Origin of the sequence: Pseudonocardia sp. MH-G8 (assembly GCF_002262885.1) — a bacterium.
Taxonomy (GTDB): domain Bacteria; phylum Actinomycetota; class Actinomycetes; order Mycobacteriales; family Pseudonocardiaceae; genus Pseudonocardia.
In genome coordinates, this window is sequence record NZ_NKYF01000009.1 from 141,132 (window position 1) to 156,183 (window position 15,052).

A 15,052-nucleotide genomic window follows, 5' to 3' on the forward strand; every position below is an offset into this window, starting at 1 on the left:
GCCGAAGTACCGATCATGGCCGCTCAAACGCCGTACCGCCGTGCGTCACGGGTGACCGGGTGGCCGAGGCCGAAGACCCGCTCCGCAACGGGCAGCAGCTCCCGGAACAGGGCCGCGGCCTCGTCGGGTCGGTCCATGTCGAGCAGCAGCTGCCCGAGGTTCGCCGTGGTGAACAGCGTGCCCTGGTGGTCGGGCCCGAGGAGGGCGCGGTGCTCGGCCAGTACCTCCCGGTAGAGGACCTCGGCCTCGTCGAGGCGACCGCGGTCGCGGACCAGCTTTGCGAGGTTGCTCCGGGCCACCAGGACGCCGGCGCTCCCCGGCCCCGACAGCCGCTCCTGGTCGGCGACGACGTCCCGCTGGTACCGCTCGGCGTCGGGGTCGTCGAGGTCCATCGCGACCTGCGCGAGCAGGGTGCGGACGTTCGTCGTGTGCACGTGATCGCGGCCGAGGACGCGTTCGGCGTCGGCGAGGGTCGCCTCGTAGACGGGGAGGGCCTCGTTCGGGTGGCCCGCGAGGCGCCACAGGTCGGCGAGCATGCCGCGTTCGTCCAGGACCTCGGCGGAGTCGCTGCCGAGCTCCCGCTCGACGTGGGCGAGCACGCCCTCCTGGTGCCGGGCCGCCTCCCGGTGCCGGTTCTGCTCGTCGAGGAACCGGACCAGGGCTCGGCGGAGCGCGACGACGTGCTGCGCCGGCGGGTCGGCAGCGCGCTCGTAGGCGTGGAGGGTGGCGTGGAAGAGCCCGTCCGCCTCGGCGTGCAGGCCCAGGTGGGCGAGGGCGCGGGCGAGGTGACCCTGCACGTCGAGGGTCGTCGGGTGCTCGCGGCCGAACACCTGCTCGCAGGGACCGAGCAGCGGCCGGAGCACCGCCTCGGCCTCGGCAGGCCGCCCGGCCGCCAGTTCGAGGACGCCGACGGTGTGCCCGGCGCGGAGCGTGTCGGGATGCCGGGGCCCGTGGACGCGGGTGCGGTCGGCGAGGGTGGCGCGCCAGTGCGCGACCATCTCGTCGACCTCGCCGCCGTCCGGCGTGATCGTGAAGGTCGTCCGGGTGACCTGGCCCTCCGGCGGATCACCACCCGCCGGGGGCGTGGCGCGTCGCTTCCACCAGCGTTGCTTCGGCAACCGTGCCCCCCGGAGGTGATCCCCTCGCCACGCTAGCGGTGCGCACGCGCGGTGACCAGTGGTGATCGGAGCGCTGCTCGCTGTGCCTCAGGTGCCCGCGAGCAGCAGGTACACCCCGACGGTCAGGCCGAGCAGGACCACGGCCCAGCGCAGCACGGACTCGGGGGAGCGGCGGGCCACCTTCGCGCCGACGTAGCCGCCGATGAGGGTGGTGGGCGCCAGCACGGCCACCGCCAACCAGTCGACGGGCGCGCCGATCGCGAAGTAGACCACCGTCACCGACGCCACCACGAGCGACAGCAGCCCCTTGAGGGCGTTGAGACGCACGAGGCGGTCGTGGGCGAACAGCGACAGCGTGGCGATGAGGATGACCCCGAGCGCCCCTCCGAAGTACCCGCCGTACACCGAGGCGAGGAACACGCTCGGCAGCAGGGTCACCAGCCGGTCCGGCGCTCCCGGGGTCGGCGCGGTCCACCGCCGGACCAGGGGCTGCAGGGCGAACAACGCGCTCGCGAGCAGGACGAGCACGGGTACGACCGCGTCGAACACGGCCGTGGGCAGCACCAGCAGCAGCGTGCAGCCGATCGCCGACCCGACCGCCGCCACGACCGACGTGAGGATCATGCGCCGGCGCTGCCCGCGCAGGTCCTGCCGTGCACCCGCGACGATGCCGAGGTAGCCGGGCCACTGCGCGATGGAGTTGGTGACGTTGGCGCTGAGCGGGGGCAGGCCGACCGCGAGCAGGGACGGGAACACCAGCAGCGAGCCACCGCCGGCAGCCGCGTTCACCGCACCCGCCACCAGGCCCGCGACGAGCAGGAACGCCAGCGAGCCCGGCGACGCATCGATCACGGGGTTCCACGGTAGTTGGGCCGAACGCCGCATCCGCCGGCACGCGGCGCGCGTCACGCGTGGGGAGCGCGACACCCGTCGGGGGCGCAGGATGGAGCGGTGACCGACGACGGTGAGGGTGGCGACCCGGTGTGCTGGCTCGGCGCACTGTGCCCCGAGTGCGGGGCGATGCCCAGCGAGGGAACGGACCGGTGCTGGCGCTGCGGCGCGCAGCGCTGCGACGAACGGCCGAGCGGGGATGCAACCTGAGAGGCGTCCGCAACGTCCTCAGGTGTGTGGCACAGCCCACGCTTCCGAGGAGGTCGCCGTGTCCCGAACGATCCGTCGTCTGTTGACCACGATGCTCGCGTGCACCGCTGTCACCCTTCCCGTCGCCGCGGTGTCTCCCGCGACCTCGGTCCCGGCGGCGGCCACCCAGTGCGACACCACCTCGTGGGGGAGCACCGTCGAGCGCGTCGACGAGATGGGACGCGCCCCGCTCACCACCGTCCGGACCGGGCGGCACGACTGCTTCGACCGCGTCGTGTACTCCCTCGCCGGGCCCGCGGCCGGGTACTACGTGGAGTACGTCGACCAGGTCACCCAGGACGGCTCCGGCACCGTGATCCCGGTGCCCGGCGACGCCCGGCTGCTGGTGCGGCTGCACCACCCGGCCCACGACGACGCCGGCGCGCCGACCCTCGTCCCGCCCGCGACCGCGGGCCAACCGGTAGCCGACGTCACCGGCTACCCGACGCTGCGCTCGGTCGTCTTCGCCGGCAGCTTCGAGGGCGACACGGTCCTGGGGGTCGGGGTGCGGGCGCGCCTGCCCTTCCGCGTCCTCGTCCTGGACGGACCCGACGGCGGCGGTCGTCTGGTCGTCGACGTGGCGCACAGCTGGTCGTGATCCCCTACGCGTAGACTGCCTGGGCGGACGAGCTGGCCGGGCGACCGCGTCGACGATCTTCGGATCGCCGCCGAGGAAAGTCCGGACTCCGCAGGGCAGGGTGGTTGTCAACGGCAACCCGGGGCGACCCGCGGGAAAGTGCCACAGAGAACAAACCGCCCCGTACACATGTGCGGGGTAAGGGTGAAACGGTGGTGTAAGAGACCACCAGCACCCCGGGTGACCGGGGTGGCTCGGTAAACCCCACCCGGAGCAAGGTCAAGAGGTTCCCGTCCGCGGGAGCTGCGCAGGCGTTCGAGGGCGGCCCGTCCGAGTCTGCGGGTAGACCGCTCGAGCCTGCCGGTGACGGCAGGCCTAGATGGATGGTCGCCGAACGGTGCGCCGCGAGGCGCCCGGGAACAGGATCCGGCTTACAGGCCAGCTCGTCCGCCCCAGGCTGCCGGAAGCGGTCGAGACCGGCGCACTCCGCACACCCAGCATCCACTTCGCACAAGCCGGGGCTTGTGCGAAGTGACCACAGGATGTGCGAAGTCGCGGTGATCTCAGTATGTGGGCTCCCTGTCCCGGGTTCGGTCGGCCCGGGCTGCGTTCGTCAAGCTGCGCCGGCTGGCTGCCGCTCGCAGCATCGCGCGGCCGGCAGCGCGGACCCGTTCCGCAGCAACCGCCTCACGACGTAGCCGGCGTCGCGCCCGACCCCGCGCAGGGTCGCGGAGGCGAGGCTGCGCTGCCATTCCAGGCCGACGTAACCGAGGCCGGGGTGCGAGGTCGACAGGCCGCGGACCTGGAGCGGCAGGCCGTGTTCGTCGAGGGCGCCGAGGTCGGTGAGGTAGGGCAGGTCCGGGCGGTAGCCGGTGGCGAGCAGGACGGTGTCGACCTGCTCGGCGCGCCCGTCGGGCCAGGTGAGGCTGGTGCCGTCGATGTCGGTGAACAGCGGCATGCGCGCGGGTCGGCCGTTGTCGATCGCGGCACGGTAGGTGCCGTCGTCGACGACCGGCACGGTCGGCGTGGCGCGCAGGTAGGGGCCGATGGGCAGGTGGTCGACGCCGAGCGTGGTGGACCACCAGTGCATGTCGCGGCCGAGGATGACCTGCGGCGCGTACGTCACGGGGGCGCGGGTGGCGAGGGTGACCCGGGCGTGGCGGGCGAGTTCGACGCCGATCTGGGCGGCGGAGTTCCCGGCGCCGACGATCACCACGTGCCGGCCGGCGAACTGCTCCGGGGCGCGGTAGTCGCTGACGTGCACGACCTGGCCGGTGAAGGCGTCGAGGCCGGGCAGGGTGGGCCGGTGCGGATTGCCGAAACCGCCGGTCGCGGCGATGACCAGCGGTGTGGCCAGGATCTGGTCGCCGGTGTCGACCAGGTAGCCGCCGTCGCCGGTGCGGATGGTGTGGACCCGCTGGCCGGTGCGGATGTCGGCGTCGAGGTGGGTGGCGTAGCGGCGCAGGTGGTCGACGACCTCGTCGCGGTGGGGGTAGCGGTCGGGATCCCCGGGGAACGGCAGGCCGGGCAGGGAGCTGTATCGGGCGGGGGAGAACAGGGTGAGGCTGTCGTAGTAGTGCGGCCAGGACCCGACGGGTTCGGGCCCGGCTTCGAGCACGACCGGTGCGAGCCCGGCGCGGCGCAGCGCGTGCGCGGCGGCGAGCCCCGACTGGCCGGCGCCGACGACGATCGCGTCGCACGAGCTGGTCGGGTGGTTCGGGTGGGCGGGGCTGGACATGGGCACCTCGAGAGGACGGTCCTCGCTGGGGAGGAACGCGGGCAGGGGTGGGCGACCGCCGGCGGTGGGGGCTACCGGCGGTGGGGTGTGCGGGAGTCAGTCGGGGTCGGCGGCGGTGCGGCGCTCGAGGAAGACGGTGTCGCGCCAGACGCCGTGGTGGCGGCCGATGCGTTCGCGCAGGCCGAGGGTGCGGTAGCCCGCGGACTGGTGCAGCGCGATCGAGGCCCGGTTCTCAGGGAAGATCGCCGTCTGCAGGGTCCACAGGCCGGCGGCGTCGGCGGCGGTGACCTGTTTGTGGATCAGTGCCTTGCCGATCCCGCGGCCGCGCACGCCCTCGGCGACGTAGATCGACGATTCGGCGACCCCGGCGTAGACCGGGCGGGTGGACACGGGAGCCAGCGCGGCCCAGCCGACGACCTGACCGTCGAGCTCGGCGACCCAGCGGTGCTCCGGCAACCACTTGCGGTCGAGCTCGCGCCGCTCGGGGACCTCGGTCTCGAAGGTGGCGTTGCCGGTGGCGATGCCCTCGGCGTAGATCCGCCGGACCGCCGCCCAGTCGCCGCCTTCCAGCGGGCGCACGGTGACGTCGACGGGCAGGTCGGTGGGGCAGCACGGGCGTGGGCCGAGCATTCCCATCACGGCGTCGGCGGCGTGCGGGAGCCCGGTGCAGCAGGCCGGGTTGACCGACACCAGCGTGGCGGTCTTCTCCTTGCGCATCGTCACGAACCCGACGTCGGCGAGCTTGCGCAGGTGGTGGCTGCAGGTGGACTGGGAGATGCCGAGCTGTTCGGTCAGCTCCCCGACCGTGACCTCACGCCCCGCCACCGCGACCGCGTGCAGCAGGCGAACCCGCGTCGGCTCGGCCAGGCAGGCGAACCACTCCGCGTAGGTCGCCGCGTCGGCGGGGGCGAGCTGGGGCGTCGGGACGGACACGTCGGTCAGCGCCAGTGCATCCGACAGCGATGGCCCGGAGGTGGCCGCGGTGGTGCTCATGGCGACCAGTATCGACCTGGATCGATGGTTGCGTCAATCGAGCACCGTCGATACAGTTCGGCCCAATACATCGGCAGGCATCGATGGAGTGGTGGAGGAACCGGGATGAGCGACGACGAGCAGCGGACCGGACTGCCGGTGGTGGTGGTCGGAGCGGGACCGGTCGGCCTGGCCGCGGCGGCGCACCTGCTCGACCGCGGACTGGAGCCGCTGGTCCTGGAGGCCGGCGAGCAGGCCGGGGCTCACGTCCGGGAGTGGCACAACGTGCGGCTGTTCTCCCGCTGGGGCGAGGTGATCGACCCGGTGGGGGAGAAGCTGCTCGCACCGACCGGGTGGACGCCTCCGGACCCGGACACCTACGCCACCGGGCAGGAGTGGGCGCAGCGCTACCTGCAGCCGCTGGCCGAGGTCCTCGGGGCGCGGGTGCGGTTCGGTGCCCGGGTGATCGGGGTGGCGCGGCGCGGGCGGGATCGGGTGGTCGACGCCGGCCGCGAGACGGAGCCGTTGACCGTCCACGTGCAGACCGTCGACGGCGAGGAGCGGATCCTCGCGCGCGCGGTGGTCGACGCGTCCGGGACGTGGGCGTCGCCCAACCCGCTGGGCGGTGACGGGCTCCCGGCGATCGGGGAACGGGCAGCGGCCGGCCGGATCGCCTACCAGGTGCCGGACCTGACCGACCCGGACGTGCGGGCCCGCTACGCCGGCCGGCGGATCGCGGTGGCCGGTAGCGGGCACTCGGCCCTGACGGCGCTGGTCGCGTTCGCCGAGCTCGCCGGCACCGAGCCGGGCACCCACGTGGACTGGCTGCTGCGGCGCGGGCAGGTCGGGGACACCTTCGGCGGCGGGGATGGCGACCAGCTGCCCGCCCGCGGCGCCCTCGGCACGCGCGCCGCCGCCGCCGTCGAGGCCGGCCACATCACGACGGTGACCGGGTTCCGCACTGCGGCGGTCGAGCAGACCGGCGACGGCGTGGTGCTGGAATCGCTCGACGGGCGTCGGCTCCCGCCGGTCGACGAGGTCGTGGTGCTCACCGGGTTCCGCCCGGACCTGTCGTGGTTGTCAGAGGTCCGGCTGGACCTGGACCCGACCTTGCAGGCCGCCCGCGCACTGGCCCCGCTGATCGACCCGAACGTGCATTCGTGCGGCACCGTCTACCCGCACGGCGCCACGGAGCTCGCGCAGCCCGAGCCGGGCGTGTTCCTGGTCGGCATGAAGTCCTACGGGCGTGCCCCGACGTTCCTGGCGATGACGGGCTACGAGCAGGTCCGCTCCGTTGCCGCCGCGCTCGCCGGCGACCACGAGGCCGCCGGGCGGGTCGAACTGGTGCTGCCCGACACCGGGGTCTGCGGGGGCGCCGGGCTGTTCGACGACCCCGACCCCACGGCGAGCGGGGGCGGATGCTGCGGGCCGGCCGAACCCGTAGCGGTGACGGTCGGCGCGGTGGGCCTCGACCGTTGATCTGCTGTCGGTGTCGGTGCACCGGCCCCGGGTATCCGGGGTCGGTGCTGCCGTTGATGCCGCACCGCGCACACGCGAGGACGTGCCGCCCGTGAGGGCGCCGTCGGAGACCGGCTCGCTCGGCACCGGTGCGTTGCGCCGCGTGCTGGTGGTGCTGTGCGTGACCGAGATCGTCAGCTGGGGGGTGCTGTACTACGCCTTCCCCGTCCTGGCCCCGTCCATCGCGGCGGACACCGGCTGGTCGGTCTCCACCGTCACCGCCGGGTTCTCCGCCGGGCTGGTGGTCTCGGCGCTGGTCGGGATTCCGGCCGGCCGCGTGCTGGACCGGATCGGTCCGCGACCGGTCATGACCGTCGGCTCGGTCCTGGCCGTGCCCGCAGTCGTCGGGATCGCGCTGGCGCCCTCGCTCCCGCTGTTCTTCGCCGCCTGGATGCTGGCCGGGGTGGCGATGGCGGGCACGCTCTACCCGCCCGCGTTCGCCGCGCTGACCCGCTGGTGGGGCCCGCGCCGGGTGCGGGCGCTCACCGCGCTCACCCTGCTGGCCGGGCTGGCCAGCACGATCTTCGCCCCGCTCACCGCCGCCCTGCTGGGTTCGGTGGGCTGGCGGCACACCTACCTCGTCCTCGCCGCCGTTCTCGCCGCGATCACCATCCCCGCGCACCTGATCGGCCTGCGCGGCCGCTGGCCCGCGCCCGACGACGAGCACGCCGGTCAGCCCGCTGCGGCGCACGCGCCCCGAGACATCGTGCGAAGCCGCGCGTTCCTGCTCCTCGTCCCGGCCATCGCGCTCGGCACGTTCGCCGCGTTCGCGGTCGTGGTCAACCAGGTGCCGTTGCTGATCGAGCGCGGCATGTCCACCTCGGACGCCGCGTGGGCGCTCGGGTTGGGCGGGCTCGGCCAGGTCCTCGGCCGGCTCGGCTACGGCCGGCTCACCACCGCGCTGTCGGTGCGAATGCGTGCGGTGGTGATCCTCGGCCTGGCGGCGGCCGCGACCCTGCTGCTCGGGCTGCTCCCCGGACCCGAGATCCTGCTCATCGCCGCGGCGATGCTCGCGGGCGCCGCCCGCGGGGTGTTCACGCTGCTGCAGGCCACCGCGATCAGCGACCGATGGGGCGCGGCCCACTACGGGCGCCTCAACGGGCTGCTCTCCGCCCCGGCGATGATCGCCACTGCCCTCGCACCCTGGGCCGGCGCCGCGCTCGCCGTCGCCCTCGGCGGCTACCCCGTCGTGTTCGTCCTGCTGGCCGCCATCGCGGCCCTGGCGGCGCTCCTCGCGATCGGCACCGTTCCCCGACGCCCCGCACCCTCGACGCCGACCGCGCCCGGCCAGGACCAGGGGGATCAACACTGATCCCGACCAGGAGGTACGACCATGTCGCAGGACACCACCGCATCCGCCGACCGGCCGGACGCCGCACCCGGCCAATCCATTCGCGACGCGGTTCGCGAGCATTACGCCGCAGCTGCGCGGCACTCGGCCGCCGGCGACGCCGACAAGGCCCGGCAGGCCGAGGCCGCCGGCTGCTGCACCGACAGCTGCGCAACCACGGTCGACGCCGCGGTGTTCGGGGGCGACCTCTACGGCGACGAGGCGTCCGGTGCCACCGCCGAGGCGGTCTCGGCGTCCCTGGGTTGCGGCGTGCCGACCGCGGTCGCCGAGCTGCACCCCGGCGAAACGGTGCTCGACCTCGGTTCCGGCGCCGGAACCGACGTCCTCATCTCCGCGCGCCGGGTCGGCCCGCACGGACGGGTGATCGGGCTGGACATGACTCCGGAGATGCTCGACCTCGCCCGCCGCAACGCCGCGCAGGCGGGTGTCGACAACGTCGAGTTCGTCCAGGGCTACCTGGAACAGATCCCGCTGCCCGGCGCCATCGTCGATGTGGTCATCTCCAACTGTGTGATCAACCTGGCCGCCGACAAGACCGTCGTTCTCGCCGAAGCCGCCCGCGTGCTCCGGCCGGGTGGGCGGTTGGCCGTCTCCGACGTCATCGCCGACCCGGACATCGACCGGTCCACCCGCGACGATGCCGACCAGTGGACGGGCTGCGTCGCCGGCGCTCTGACGCGCGAGGACTACGCGCGCACCTTGGGTGAGGCCGGGTTCGTCGACGTCGACATCGTCGAGACCCATCGCGTCCACCCGCACGCCGTCTCCGCGATCGTGCGCGCCCGCATCCCGGATCGTGCATCGTGATGACGCCGCCACGGCCATGAGGAGTTCTCGGCCGACTTGCGCTCCTGGTTCGACATCCATGAATATAGACGGGTGTCGAACCTGCTGCCGCTGCTGATCTCCTCCGCGGCGACCCGCGCTGCGCTCAACGCCGACGAGGCCACCGAGCTCGCGGCCGCGTTCAAGGCACTCGGTGACCCCGTCCGGTTGCGGCTGCTGTCGTTGATCGCCGCGCACGAGGGGGGAGAAGCCTGCGTCTGCGACATCTCCGGCGCCTTCGACCTGACCGGCCCCACGATCTCGCACCACCTCAAGGTCCTGCGCCAGGCCGGGCTGGTCACCAGCGAGCGCCGCGCCACCTGGGTCTACTACCGGGTTCGGCCCGAGACCGTCGCCCTGCTCGCCGACGTCCTCGTTCCCGGCGGCACGTTGCCCCCGAGCGACTGCTCCTCCGACGAAAGTGAACTCCCCGCATGAGCGCCACCCCCGACATCCACGCAGGCCCCGACGGGCCGGTCGTCCAGAAGCTTTCCACCCTCGACCGGTTCCTGGCCGTGTGGATCCTCGCCGCCATGGCGGTCGGCCTCGGCGCCGGCCGGCTGATCCCCGGCCTCGGCGCGGCGCTGGACGCGATCTCCATCGACGGCGTCTCGCTGCCGATCGCCCTCGGGCTGCTGATCATGATGTATCCGGTGCTGGCGAAGGTGCGCTACGACCGGCTCGGCACCGTGACCGGCGACCGCAGGCTGCTGATCAGCTCGCTGGTGCTCAACTGGGTCCTCGGTCCGGCGCTGATGTTCGCCCTCGCCTGGCTGATGCTGCCCGACCTGCCCGAGTACCGCACCGGGCTGATCATCGTCGGGCTCGCCCGCTGCATCGCCATGGTCATCATCTGGAACGACCTCGCCTGCGGCGACCGCGAGGCCGCCGCCGTCCTCGTCGCGATCAACTCGATCTTCCAGGTCATCGCCTTCGCGGGCCTCGGCTGGTTCTACCTCTCGGTGCTGCCCGGCTGGCTCGGCCTGCCCCAGGCGGACCTGGACATCTCGGCCTGGCAGATCGCCAAGTCCGTGCTGATCTTCCTCGGGATCCCGCTGGTCGCCGGCTACCTCACCCGCCGGTTCGGGGAGAAGGCCAAGGGGCGCACCTGGTACGAGGAGAAGCTCATCCCGCGCATCGGGCCGTTCGCGCTCTACGGGCTGCTGTTCACCATCGTGATCCTCTTCGCCCTGCAGGGCGACGCCATCACCTCCCAGCCGCTCGACGTCGCCCGCATCGCCCTGCCGCTGCTGGCCTACTTCGCGATCATGTGGCTGGGCTCGCTCGCGCTGGGCAAGGCCGTCGGCCTGGGCTACGACCGCTCCGCCACACTGGCGTTCACCGCCGCGGGCAACAACTTCGAGCTCGCCATCGCCGTCGCGATCGCGACCTTCGGGGTCACCTCCGGCCAGGCCCTCGCCGGCGTGGTCGGGCCGCTGATCGAGGTTCCCGTGCTCATCGCCCTGGTCTACGTCTCGCTCGCCCTGCGCAAGCGCTGGTGGGGCGCCCGGACGAGCGCGCAGCGGTGAGCCAACGCCAGGGCGGCCGCCCACCGCCGCGGTCGGATGTCGCCGTCCTGGAGCGGATGGCGACCGACCTCGCGGCCGAGTTCCCGGGGTTCTTCTCCGAGCAGACCGTCTACCGCTACGTCTTCGAGTCCTACACCGCGCTGCGCCGCACGGCGAAGGTCACCACGTACCTGGTGACGCTCACCCGCAAGTTCGCCACCGACCGGCTCACCGCGCTCGCCCAGTCCGAAGGAGCCATCATGTCCGACGTCCCCGAAGTCCTGTTCGTCTGCGTCCACAACGCAGGCCGCTCCCAGATGGCCGCCGCCCTGCTCGACCACCACGCCCAGGGCCGCGTGCACGTGCGCTCCGCCGGATCCGCACCCGCCGACTCCATCAACCCCGCCGTCCGCGAGGTGATGGCCGAGATCGGCCTCGACCTGTCGAAGGAGTTCCCCAAGCCGCTCACCGACGACGTCGTCCGGGCTGCGGACGTCGTCATCAGCATGGGCTGCGGGGACGCGTGCCCCGTCTATCCCGGCAAACGCTACCTCGACTGGGACCTCACCGATCCGGCCGGCAAGAGTGCCGAGGAGATCCGGCCCATCCGCGACGACATCGATGCCCGGGTCAGGGCACTCCTCGTCGAACTCGGCGCCTCGGCCTCAGTGCGGTGAACGCGGGCCGCGCGGCACCCGATGCAAGATCTTTCCGAGCACTCCCGACGTGAGAGCTCACTTCGTATGCACGGCCTGGACTACGTCGCGGGCATGGGCGGGCGGACGACGAGATCGAAGATCGGCGCCGTCGTCGGCGCACTGATGATCGCCCGGATCACGTCGGCGACGTCAGCGGTCTGCAGGTACCGGTGTGGTTCGTAGGGACCTGTCTCGGCGGCGCGCACGGCGCGCTGCAAATCGGTGTCCGTGCGCCCGAGCTGGATCGACGTCACACGCAGACCGTGCTGCTGTTCCTCGCTGCGCAACACGTCACCGAACGCGTGGAGTGCGGACTTCGACGCCGCATACGCGCCCTGTCCGGTGGACGTGCTCGCGTTCACCGTCGAGTTGATGAGCACCACGTGACCGTGGGCGACCCGCAATGCCGGAAGGAGGAGCCGGGTCAGTTCCACCACGGCGAACAGGTTGACCTCGAACATCTCCCGCCATGCGTTCGTCGCCGTGTCGGCCACCGGTCCCGCGGACCAGACGGCCGCGTTGTGCACGAGGACGTCCAGGCGGTGGATGTCGCGTGTCGCGGCGCGCAGGGCTTGATGGTCGGTCAGATCCACCGGCCAGGCGCGGCCGCCGCAGCCGGCGACCGTCCTCGACAAGGCGTCGCGGTCGCGTCCACCGAGCAGGACGTCGTGGTCGGTGGACAGTTCGGTGGCGATCGCCTGTCCGATGCCTCGAGAGGCGCCGGTGACCATCGCCAATGGACGGGTTTCGACTTCGTTCACAGACATGCTGGACTCCTCGTGCGGCGGATCCGCAGAACGGGAACGCCGAGGGAACTGCCGGCCGCTACCGCCCGGATGCGCGTGCGCTGCGCGAGCGGGTGCGGAAGCCGCGACAGGTGTGGGGTGGGCAGGAGTGGTGCCCGCGGAACTCGCGACACGGCGACCTGGGAGGCCGCGCTCGCAGCTACCCGTGTGCTGGCACCGCGAGCATCGGGGGGCCGCGCCGGGCCGCTCGGATCGCCCATCCGCACGATCGCAGCGCCACGCCTCGCGGCCGGGTCCGGACCGCGATGCGGACGGATGCCCGATCTGCGGGAGGGGAGGCGGGAGCCAGTCGGAGCGGACGGCGGAGCGCACCGATGAGCAGCCGCAGGAACTGCGCGGAGAACGTGACCGCGATGACGACGAGCGATGGCACGATCACCTGCATCGCCGTGGTCGGGCCGTCGCTGGCGATCACGTGGAGGAGCCCGGCGGGGTGATGGCCTCCACCGTCGACGCCTCCGATCTTCGACGTCGCGTGCAGCGCCGGCTGCGCGACCATGGCGCCGCTCACGGCCGAGAACACGCCCTCGTACCGGTCGGCGAGAGCCAACCGCAGGACGGCCACGACGACAGCGACCAGCCCGACCGCTGCGGTGTGCGAGGGGTGCTCGTCGGCGAGCACGTCCATGGCCACGGCCGCGACGACCGTGGCGGTCGCCGCGACGGCCGACAACGGAAGTCCGACAGCCCGAGGCGCACTACCTGACACGGGCCTCCTTCCGCCGCTCGAGGGGACCGCATACCCCGTGAGCCTCAGATGGTGTGCCTTCGGCCCTGTGGGTGGGCTGAGAGCATCGCGGGAGGTCGGACCCGCGCGATCACCGCGACGGCGCTCAGGGGTGCTCGGGCACCCCGGTCAGATGGTGGTCGGCCGCCTCGATCGCCTCTCCGAGCAGACGCCGCACGTGTCCGCCCCGGGCCCGGTAGACCACGCGCCGCCCGTCACGCCGGGTGGCGACCAGTCCCGCCAGGCGGAGCTTGGCCAGGTGCTGCGACACCGCGGGCCGGGCGACCTCGACCCGCCGGGCGAGCGTGCTGACATCGCTCTCGCCCCCGCACAGCAACCACAGCACACGCAGCCGCGTCGGGTCGGCCAGCAACCGGAACGCCTGCGCGGCCACCGCGACGTGGTCCTCGCTCGGCAGTTCCTGCCAGTGGTGCGCACTTGCACTGTCGTCGCGTGCGTACATGAGCACGTATAGTGCCAGGTGTGGGAATCCGCGAGGAAGCGAGCCACGGTCATGGCCACGGTCACGGGCGGTCCCGCTGGGGCCGGATCCGTGACGTGCTGCGGCCGCACAGCCACGACGCCGCCGACTCGGTGGACTCCGCGCTGGCCGCCAGCGCGGAGGGCATCCGGACGCTGAAGATCAGCCTTGTCGTGCTCGCGGTGACCGCACTCGCTCAACTGGGCGTGGTGGTCCTGTCCGGATCGGCGGCGCTGCTCGCCGACACGATCCACAACTTCTCCGACGCGCTCACCGCGGTGCCGCTGTGGATCGCGTTCGTCCTCGGACGCCGGGCGGCCACCCGCCGCTACACCTACGGCTACGGACGCGCCGAGGACCTGGCCGGCGTGTTCATCGTGGCGATGATCGCCCTGTCCGCGGTCGTGGCCGGCTACGAGTCGATCCGCCGCCTCCTCGACCCGCAACCGATCACCAGTCCCGGCGTGGTGCTCGCCGCCGGACTGATCGGGTTCGCCGGCAACGAGCTCGTCGCGGTCCACCGGATCCGGGTGGGCCGCCGGATCGGATCGGCCGCGCTCGTCGCCGACGGCCTGCACGCGCGCACCGACGGGTTCACCTCCCTCGCCGTGGTCGCCGCCGCGATCGGCGTCATGGCCGGGTTCCCGCTGGCCGACCCGATCATCGGTCTGCTGATCACCGTGGCGATCCTCGTCGTGCTCCGCGGGGCGGCCACCGACATCTACCGACGGCTCATGGACGCCGTCGACCCGGACCTCGTCGACACCGCCGAGGCGAGCATCCGCGCCGTCCCCGGCGTGCTCGCCGTCGAGGCACTGCGGCTGCGCTGGACCGGCCACCGGGTGCGCGCCGAGCTCGCCATCGCCGTCGACCCCGCACTCGATGTCGTCACCGCCCACGACATCGCCACGGCCACCCAGCACAGGCTGCTCCACGACGTGCCGAAACTCGTCGCGGCCACGGTGCACGTCAGTCCGCACGCGCGCAGCGGCCTCGACCACCACGCCGTCCTCGCGCACCACCCCACGGCGCTCGATCCGGGTGCGGTCGTCCCGGCGTACCGAGCTGCGCCCGCCCGGCCGTCCGTATCCTGGCCCGGTAGCGGGGGAGGTGTCGGTGGCGGTTCCGGGTGAGCTGGAGAGCCGCGTGATGTCCACGTGGACCACGCGGCACTGGGCGGTAGCAGCGCTGTCCACGCTCGCGACGGCCGTCCTCATCGCGGTCCCGACCGCGGTGCTGCCGAGCCCGTGGTTCTGGCGGGAGATCTCGACCCCCGGCGGGGCCTACCCGGTGCTCGGCCTGGTGTCGATCCTGTCCGGCCTGGTCGCGGCCACCTACGTCCGTGCGCCGCAGGGGCCGGGCGGACGGCGGGCGTCGGCCGGGGCGATGCTCGGCTTCTTCGCCGTCGGCTGCCCGGTCTGCAACAAGCTCGTGCTGCTCGTGCTCGGCTACACCGGCGCGATGACCTGGTTCGAGCCCGTCCAGCCGTTCCTGGCGGTGCTCGCCGTGATCGGCCTCGCCGCCGCCCTGCGGGCCCGGTTGCGCAGCGCGCTCGCCTGCCCGCGGGCCGGCTGACGGGCCGCGGAAGACCGG

At 73.0% G+C, this 15,052-nt stretch carries 16 protein-coding genes and 1 other RNA gene; 10 read left to right on the plus strand and 7 right to left on the minus strand.

All coding sequences use genetic code 11. The annotated features are described in order from the left end of the window. Positions 1-23 precede the first annotated feature (23 nt). Together CFP66_RS21710 and CFP66_RS21715 are read right to left on the minus strand one after the other, a co-directional pair. Positions 24-1,118, minus strand: coding sequence for a tetratricopeptide repeat protein (locus tag CFP66_RS21710; RefSeq protein WP_094926967.1), 1,095 nt, complete (start codon positions 1,116-1,118; stop codon positions 24-26). An 87-nt stretch (positions 1,119-1,205) separates the two neighbouring features. Further along, a complete protein-coding gene (locus CFP66_RS21715) occupies positions 1,206-1,970 on the minus strand; it encodes a sulfite exporter TauE/SafE family protein (RefSeq protein WP_233159603.1) in 765 nt (254 codons plus the stop codon). Positions 1,971-2,277: 307 nt separating this feature from the next. Here CFP66_RS21715 and CFP66_RS21720 point away from each other — a divergent pair, with 307 nt between their 5' ends. Next, positions 2,278-2,856: a hypothetical protein gene (locus tag CFP66_RS21720; RefSeq protein WP_233159604.1), complete on the plus strand. Its 579-nt coding sequence runs from the start codon at positions 2,278-2,280 to the stop codon at positions 2,854-2,856. Between the two features lie 28 nt (positions 2,857-2,884). Continuing rightward, an RNA gene (gene rnpB, locus CFP66_RS21725) (RNase P RNA component class A) lies at positions 2,885-3,285 on the plus strand. A 163-nt stretch (positions 3,286-3,448) separates the two neighbouring features. On the opposite strand, the gene CFP66_RS21730 is transcribed toward rnpB, so the two are convergent. Further along, positions 3,449-4,573: an NAD(P)/FAD-dependent oxidoreductase gene (locus CFP66_RS21730; RefSeq protein ID WP_094926968.1), complete on the minus strand. Its 1,125-nt coding sequence runs from the start codon at positions 4,571-4,573 to the stop codon at positions 3,449-3,451. A 96-nt stretch (positions 4,574-4,669) separates the two neighbouring features. Beyond that, the gene (locus CFP66_RS21735) at positions 4,670-5,566 is read right to left on the minus strand and encodes a metalloregulator ArsR/SmtB family transcription factor (protein ID WP_094926969.1); all 897 of its coding nucleotides are present in this window, start codon (positions 5,564-5,566) and stop codon (positions 4,670-4,672) included. A gap of 105 nt (positions 5,567-5,671) precedes the next feature. On the opposite strand from CFP66_RS21735, the gene CFP66_RS21740 reads away from it, so the two are divergent. The 6 genes from CFP66_RS21740 (at position 5,672) to CFP66_RS49290 (ending at position 11,424) form a co-directional block, all read left to right on the plus strand. After that, positions 5,672-7,024: an NAD(P)-binding domain-containing protein gene (locus CFP66_RS21740; RefSeq protein WP_094926970.1), complete on the plus strand. Its 1,353-nt coding sequence runs from the start codon at positions 5,672-5,674 to the stop codon at positions 7,022-7,024. A 91-nt stretch (positions 7,025-7,115) separates the two neighbouring features. After that, the gene (locus tag CFP66_RS21745) at positions 7,116-8,375 is read left to right on the plus strand and encodes an MFS transporter (protein ID WP_094926971.1); all 1,260 of its coding nucleotides are present in this window, start codon (positions 7,116-7,118) and stop codon (positions 8,373-8,375) included. 21 nt (positions 8,376-8,396) lie between these two features. Then, positions 8,397-9,221: an arsenite methyltransferase gene (gene arsM, locus CFP66_RS21750; RefSeq protein ID WP_094926972.1), complete on the plus strand. Its 825-nt coding sequence runs from the start codon at positions 8,397-8,399 to the stop codon at positions 9,219-9,221. Positions 9,222-9,302: 81 nt separating this feature from the next. Beyond that, on the plus strand, positions 9,303-9,677 hold the full coding sequence (locus CFP66_RS21755) for a helix-turn-helix transcriptional regulator (protein WP_233159624.1): 375 nt from the start codon (positions 9,303-9,305) through the stop codon (positions 9,675-9,677). Then, positions 9,674-10,768, plus strand: a complete 1,095-nt coding sequence (arsB, locus tag CFP66_RS21760; protein WP_094926974.1) for an ACR3 family arsenite efflux transporter — start codon at positions 9,674-9,676, stop codon at positions 10,766-10,768. Before CFP66_RS21755 ends, arsB begins: the two co-directional genes overlap by 4 nt. Then, positions 10,765-11,424, plus strand: a complete 660-nt coding sequence (locus tag CFP66_RS49290; RefSeq protein WP_233159605.1) for an arsenate reductase ArsC — start codon at positions 10,765-10,767, stop codon at positions 11,422-11,424. The genes arsB and CFP66_RS49290 overlap by 4 nt, the downstream gene beginning before the upstream one ends. Positions 11,425-11,504: 80 nt before the next feature. On the opposite strand, the gene CFP66_RS21770 is transcribed toward CFP66_RS49290, so the two are convergent. From CFP66_RS21770 to CFP66_RS21780, 3 genes are all read right to left on the minus strand, one after another. Continuing rightward, the gene (locus CFP66_RS21770) at positions 11,505-12,212 is read right to left on the minus strand and encodes an SDR family oxidoreductase (protein ID WP_094926975.1); all 708 of its coding nucleotides are present in this window, start codon (positions 12,210-12,212) and stop codon (positions 11,505-11,507) included. A gap of 178 nt (positions 12,213-12,390) precedes the next feature. Next, positions 12,391-12,924: a hypothetical protein gene (locus tag CFP66_RS21775; RefSeq protein WP_094926976.1), complete on the minus strand. Its 534-nt coding sequence runs from the start codon at positions 12,922-12,924 to the stop codon at positions 12,391-12,393. 160 nt (positions 12,925-13,084) lie between these two features. Further along, a complete protein-coding gene (locus tag CFP66_RS21780) occupies positions 13,085-13,441 on the minus strand; it encodes a metalloregulator ArsR/SmtB family transcription factor (protein ID WP_094926977.1) in 357 nt (118 codons plus the stop codon). A 20-nt stretch (positions 13,442-13,461) separates the two neighbouring features. On the opposite strand from CFP66_RS21780, the gene CFP66_RS21785 reads away from it, so the two are divergent. Together CFP66_RS21785 and CFP66_RS21790 are read left to right on the plus strand one after the other, a co-directional pair. Next, on the plus strand, positions 13,462-14,592 hold the full coding sequence (locus CFP66_RS21785) for a cation diffusion facilitator family transporter (protein ID WP_369805124.1): 1,131 nt from the start codon (positions 13,462-13,464) through the stop codon (positions 14,590-14,592). Continuing rightward, complete coding sequence (locus tag CFP66_RS21790) at positions 14,576-15,034, plus strand: hypothetical protein (protein ID WP_198961584.1); 459 nt, start codon at positions 14,576-14,578, stop codon at positions 15,032-15,034. Before CFP66_RS21785 ends, CFP66_RS21790 begins: the two co-directional genes overlap by 17 nt. The last annotated feature ends 18 nt before the right edge of the window (positions 15,035-15,052 follow it).

What these genes read in the sequence shown, in the direction of transcription:
- CFP66_RS21730 (WP_094926968.1), bottom strand. Translation starts at nt 4,573, where the DNA reads ATGTCCAGCCCCGCCCACCCGAACCACCCGACCAGCTCGTGCGACGCG.
- CFP66_RS21735 (WP_094926969.1), bottom strand. Translation starts at nt 5,566, where the DNA reads ATGAGCACCACCGCGGCCACCTCCGGGCCATCGCTGTCGGATGCACTG.
- CFP66_RS21740 (WP_094926970.1), top strand. Translation starts at nt 5,672, where the DNA reads ATGAGCGACGACGAGCAGCGGACCGGACTGCCGGTGGTGGTGGTCGGA.
- arsM (WP_094926972.1), top strand. Translation starts at nt 8,397, where the DNA reads ATGTCGCAGGACACCACCGCATCCGCCGACCGGCCGGACGCCGCACCC.
- arsB (WP_094926974.1), top strand. Translation starts at nt 9,674, where the DNA reads ATGAGCGCCACCCCCGACATCCACGCAGGCCCCGACGGGCCGGTCGTC.
- CFP66_RS21770 (WP_094926975.1), bottom strand. Translation starts at nt 12,212, where the DNA reads ATGTCTGTGAACGAAGTCGAAACCCGTCCATTGGCGATGGTCACCGGC.
- CFP66_RS21780 (WP_094926977.1), bottom strand. Translation starts at nt 13,441, where the DNA reads ATGTACGCACGCGACGACAGTGCAAGTGCGCACCACTGGCAGGAACTG.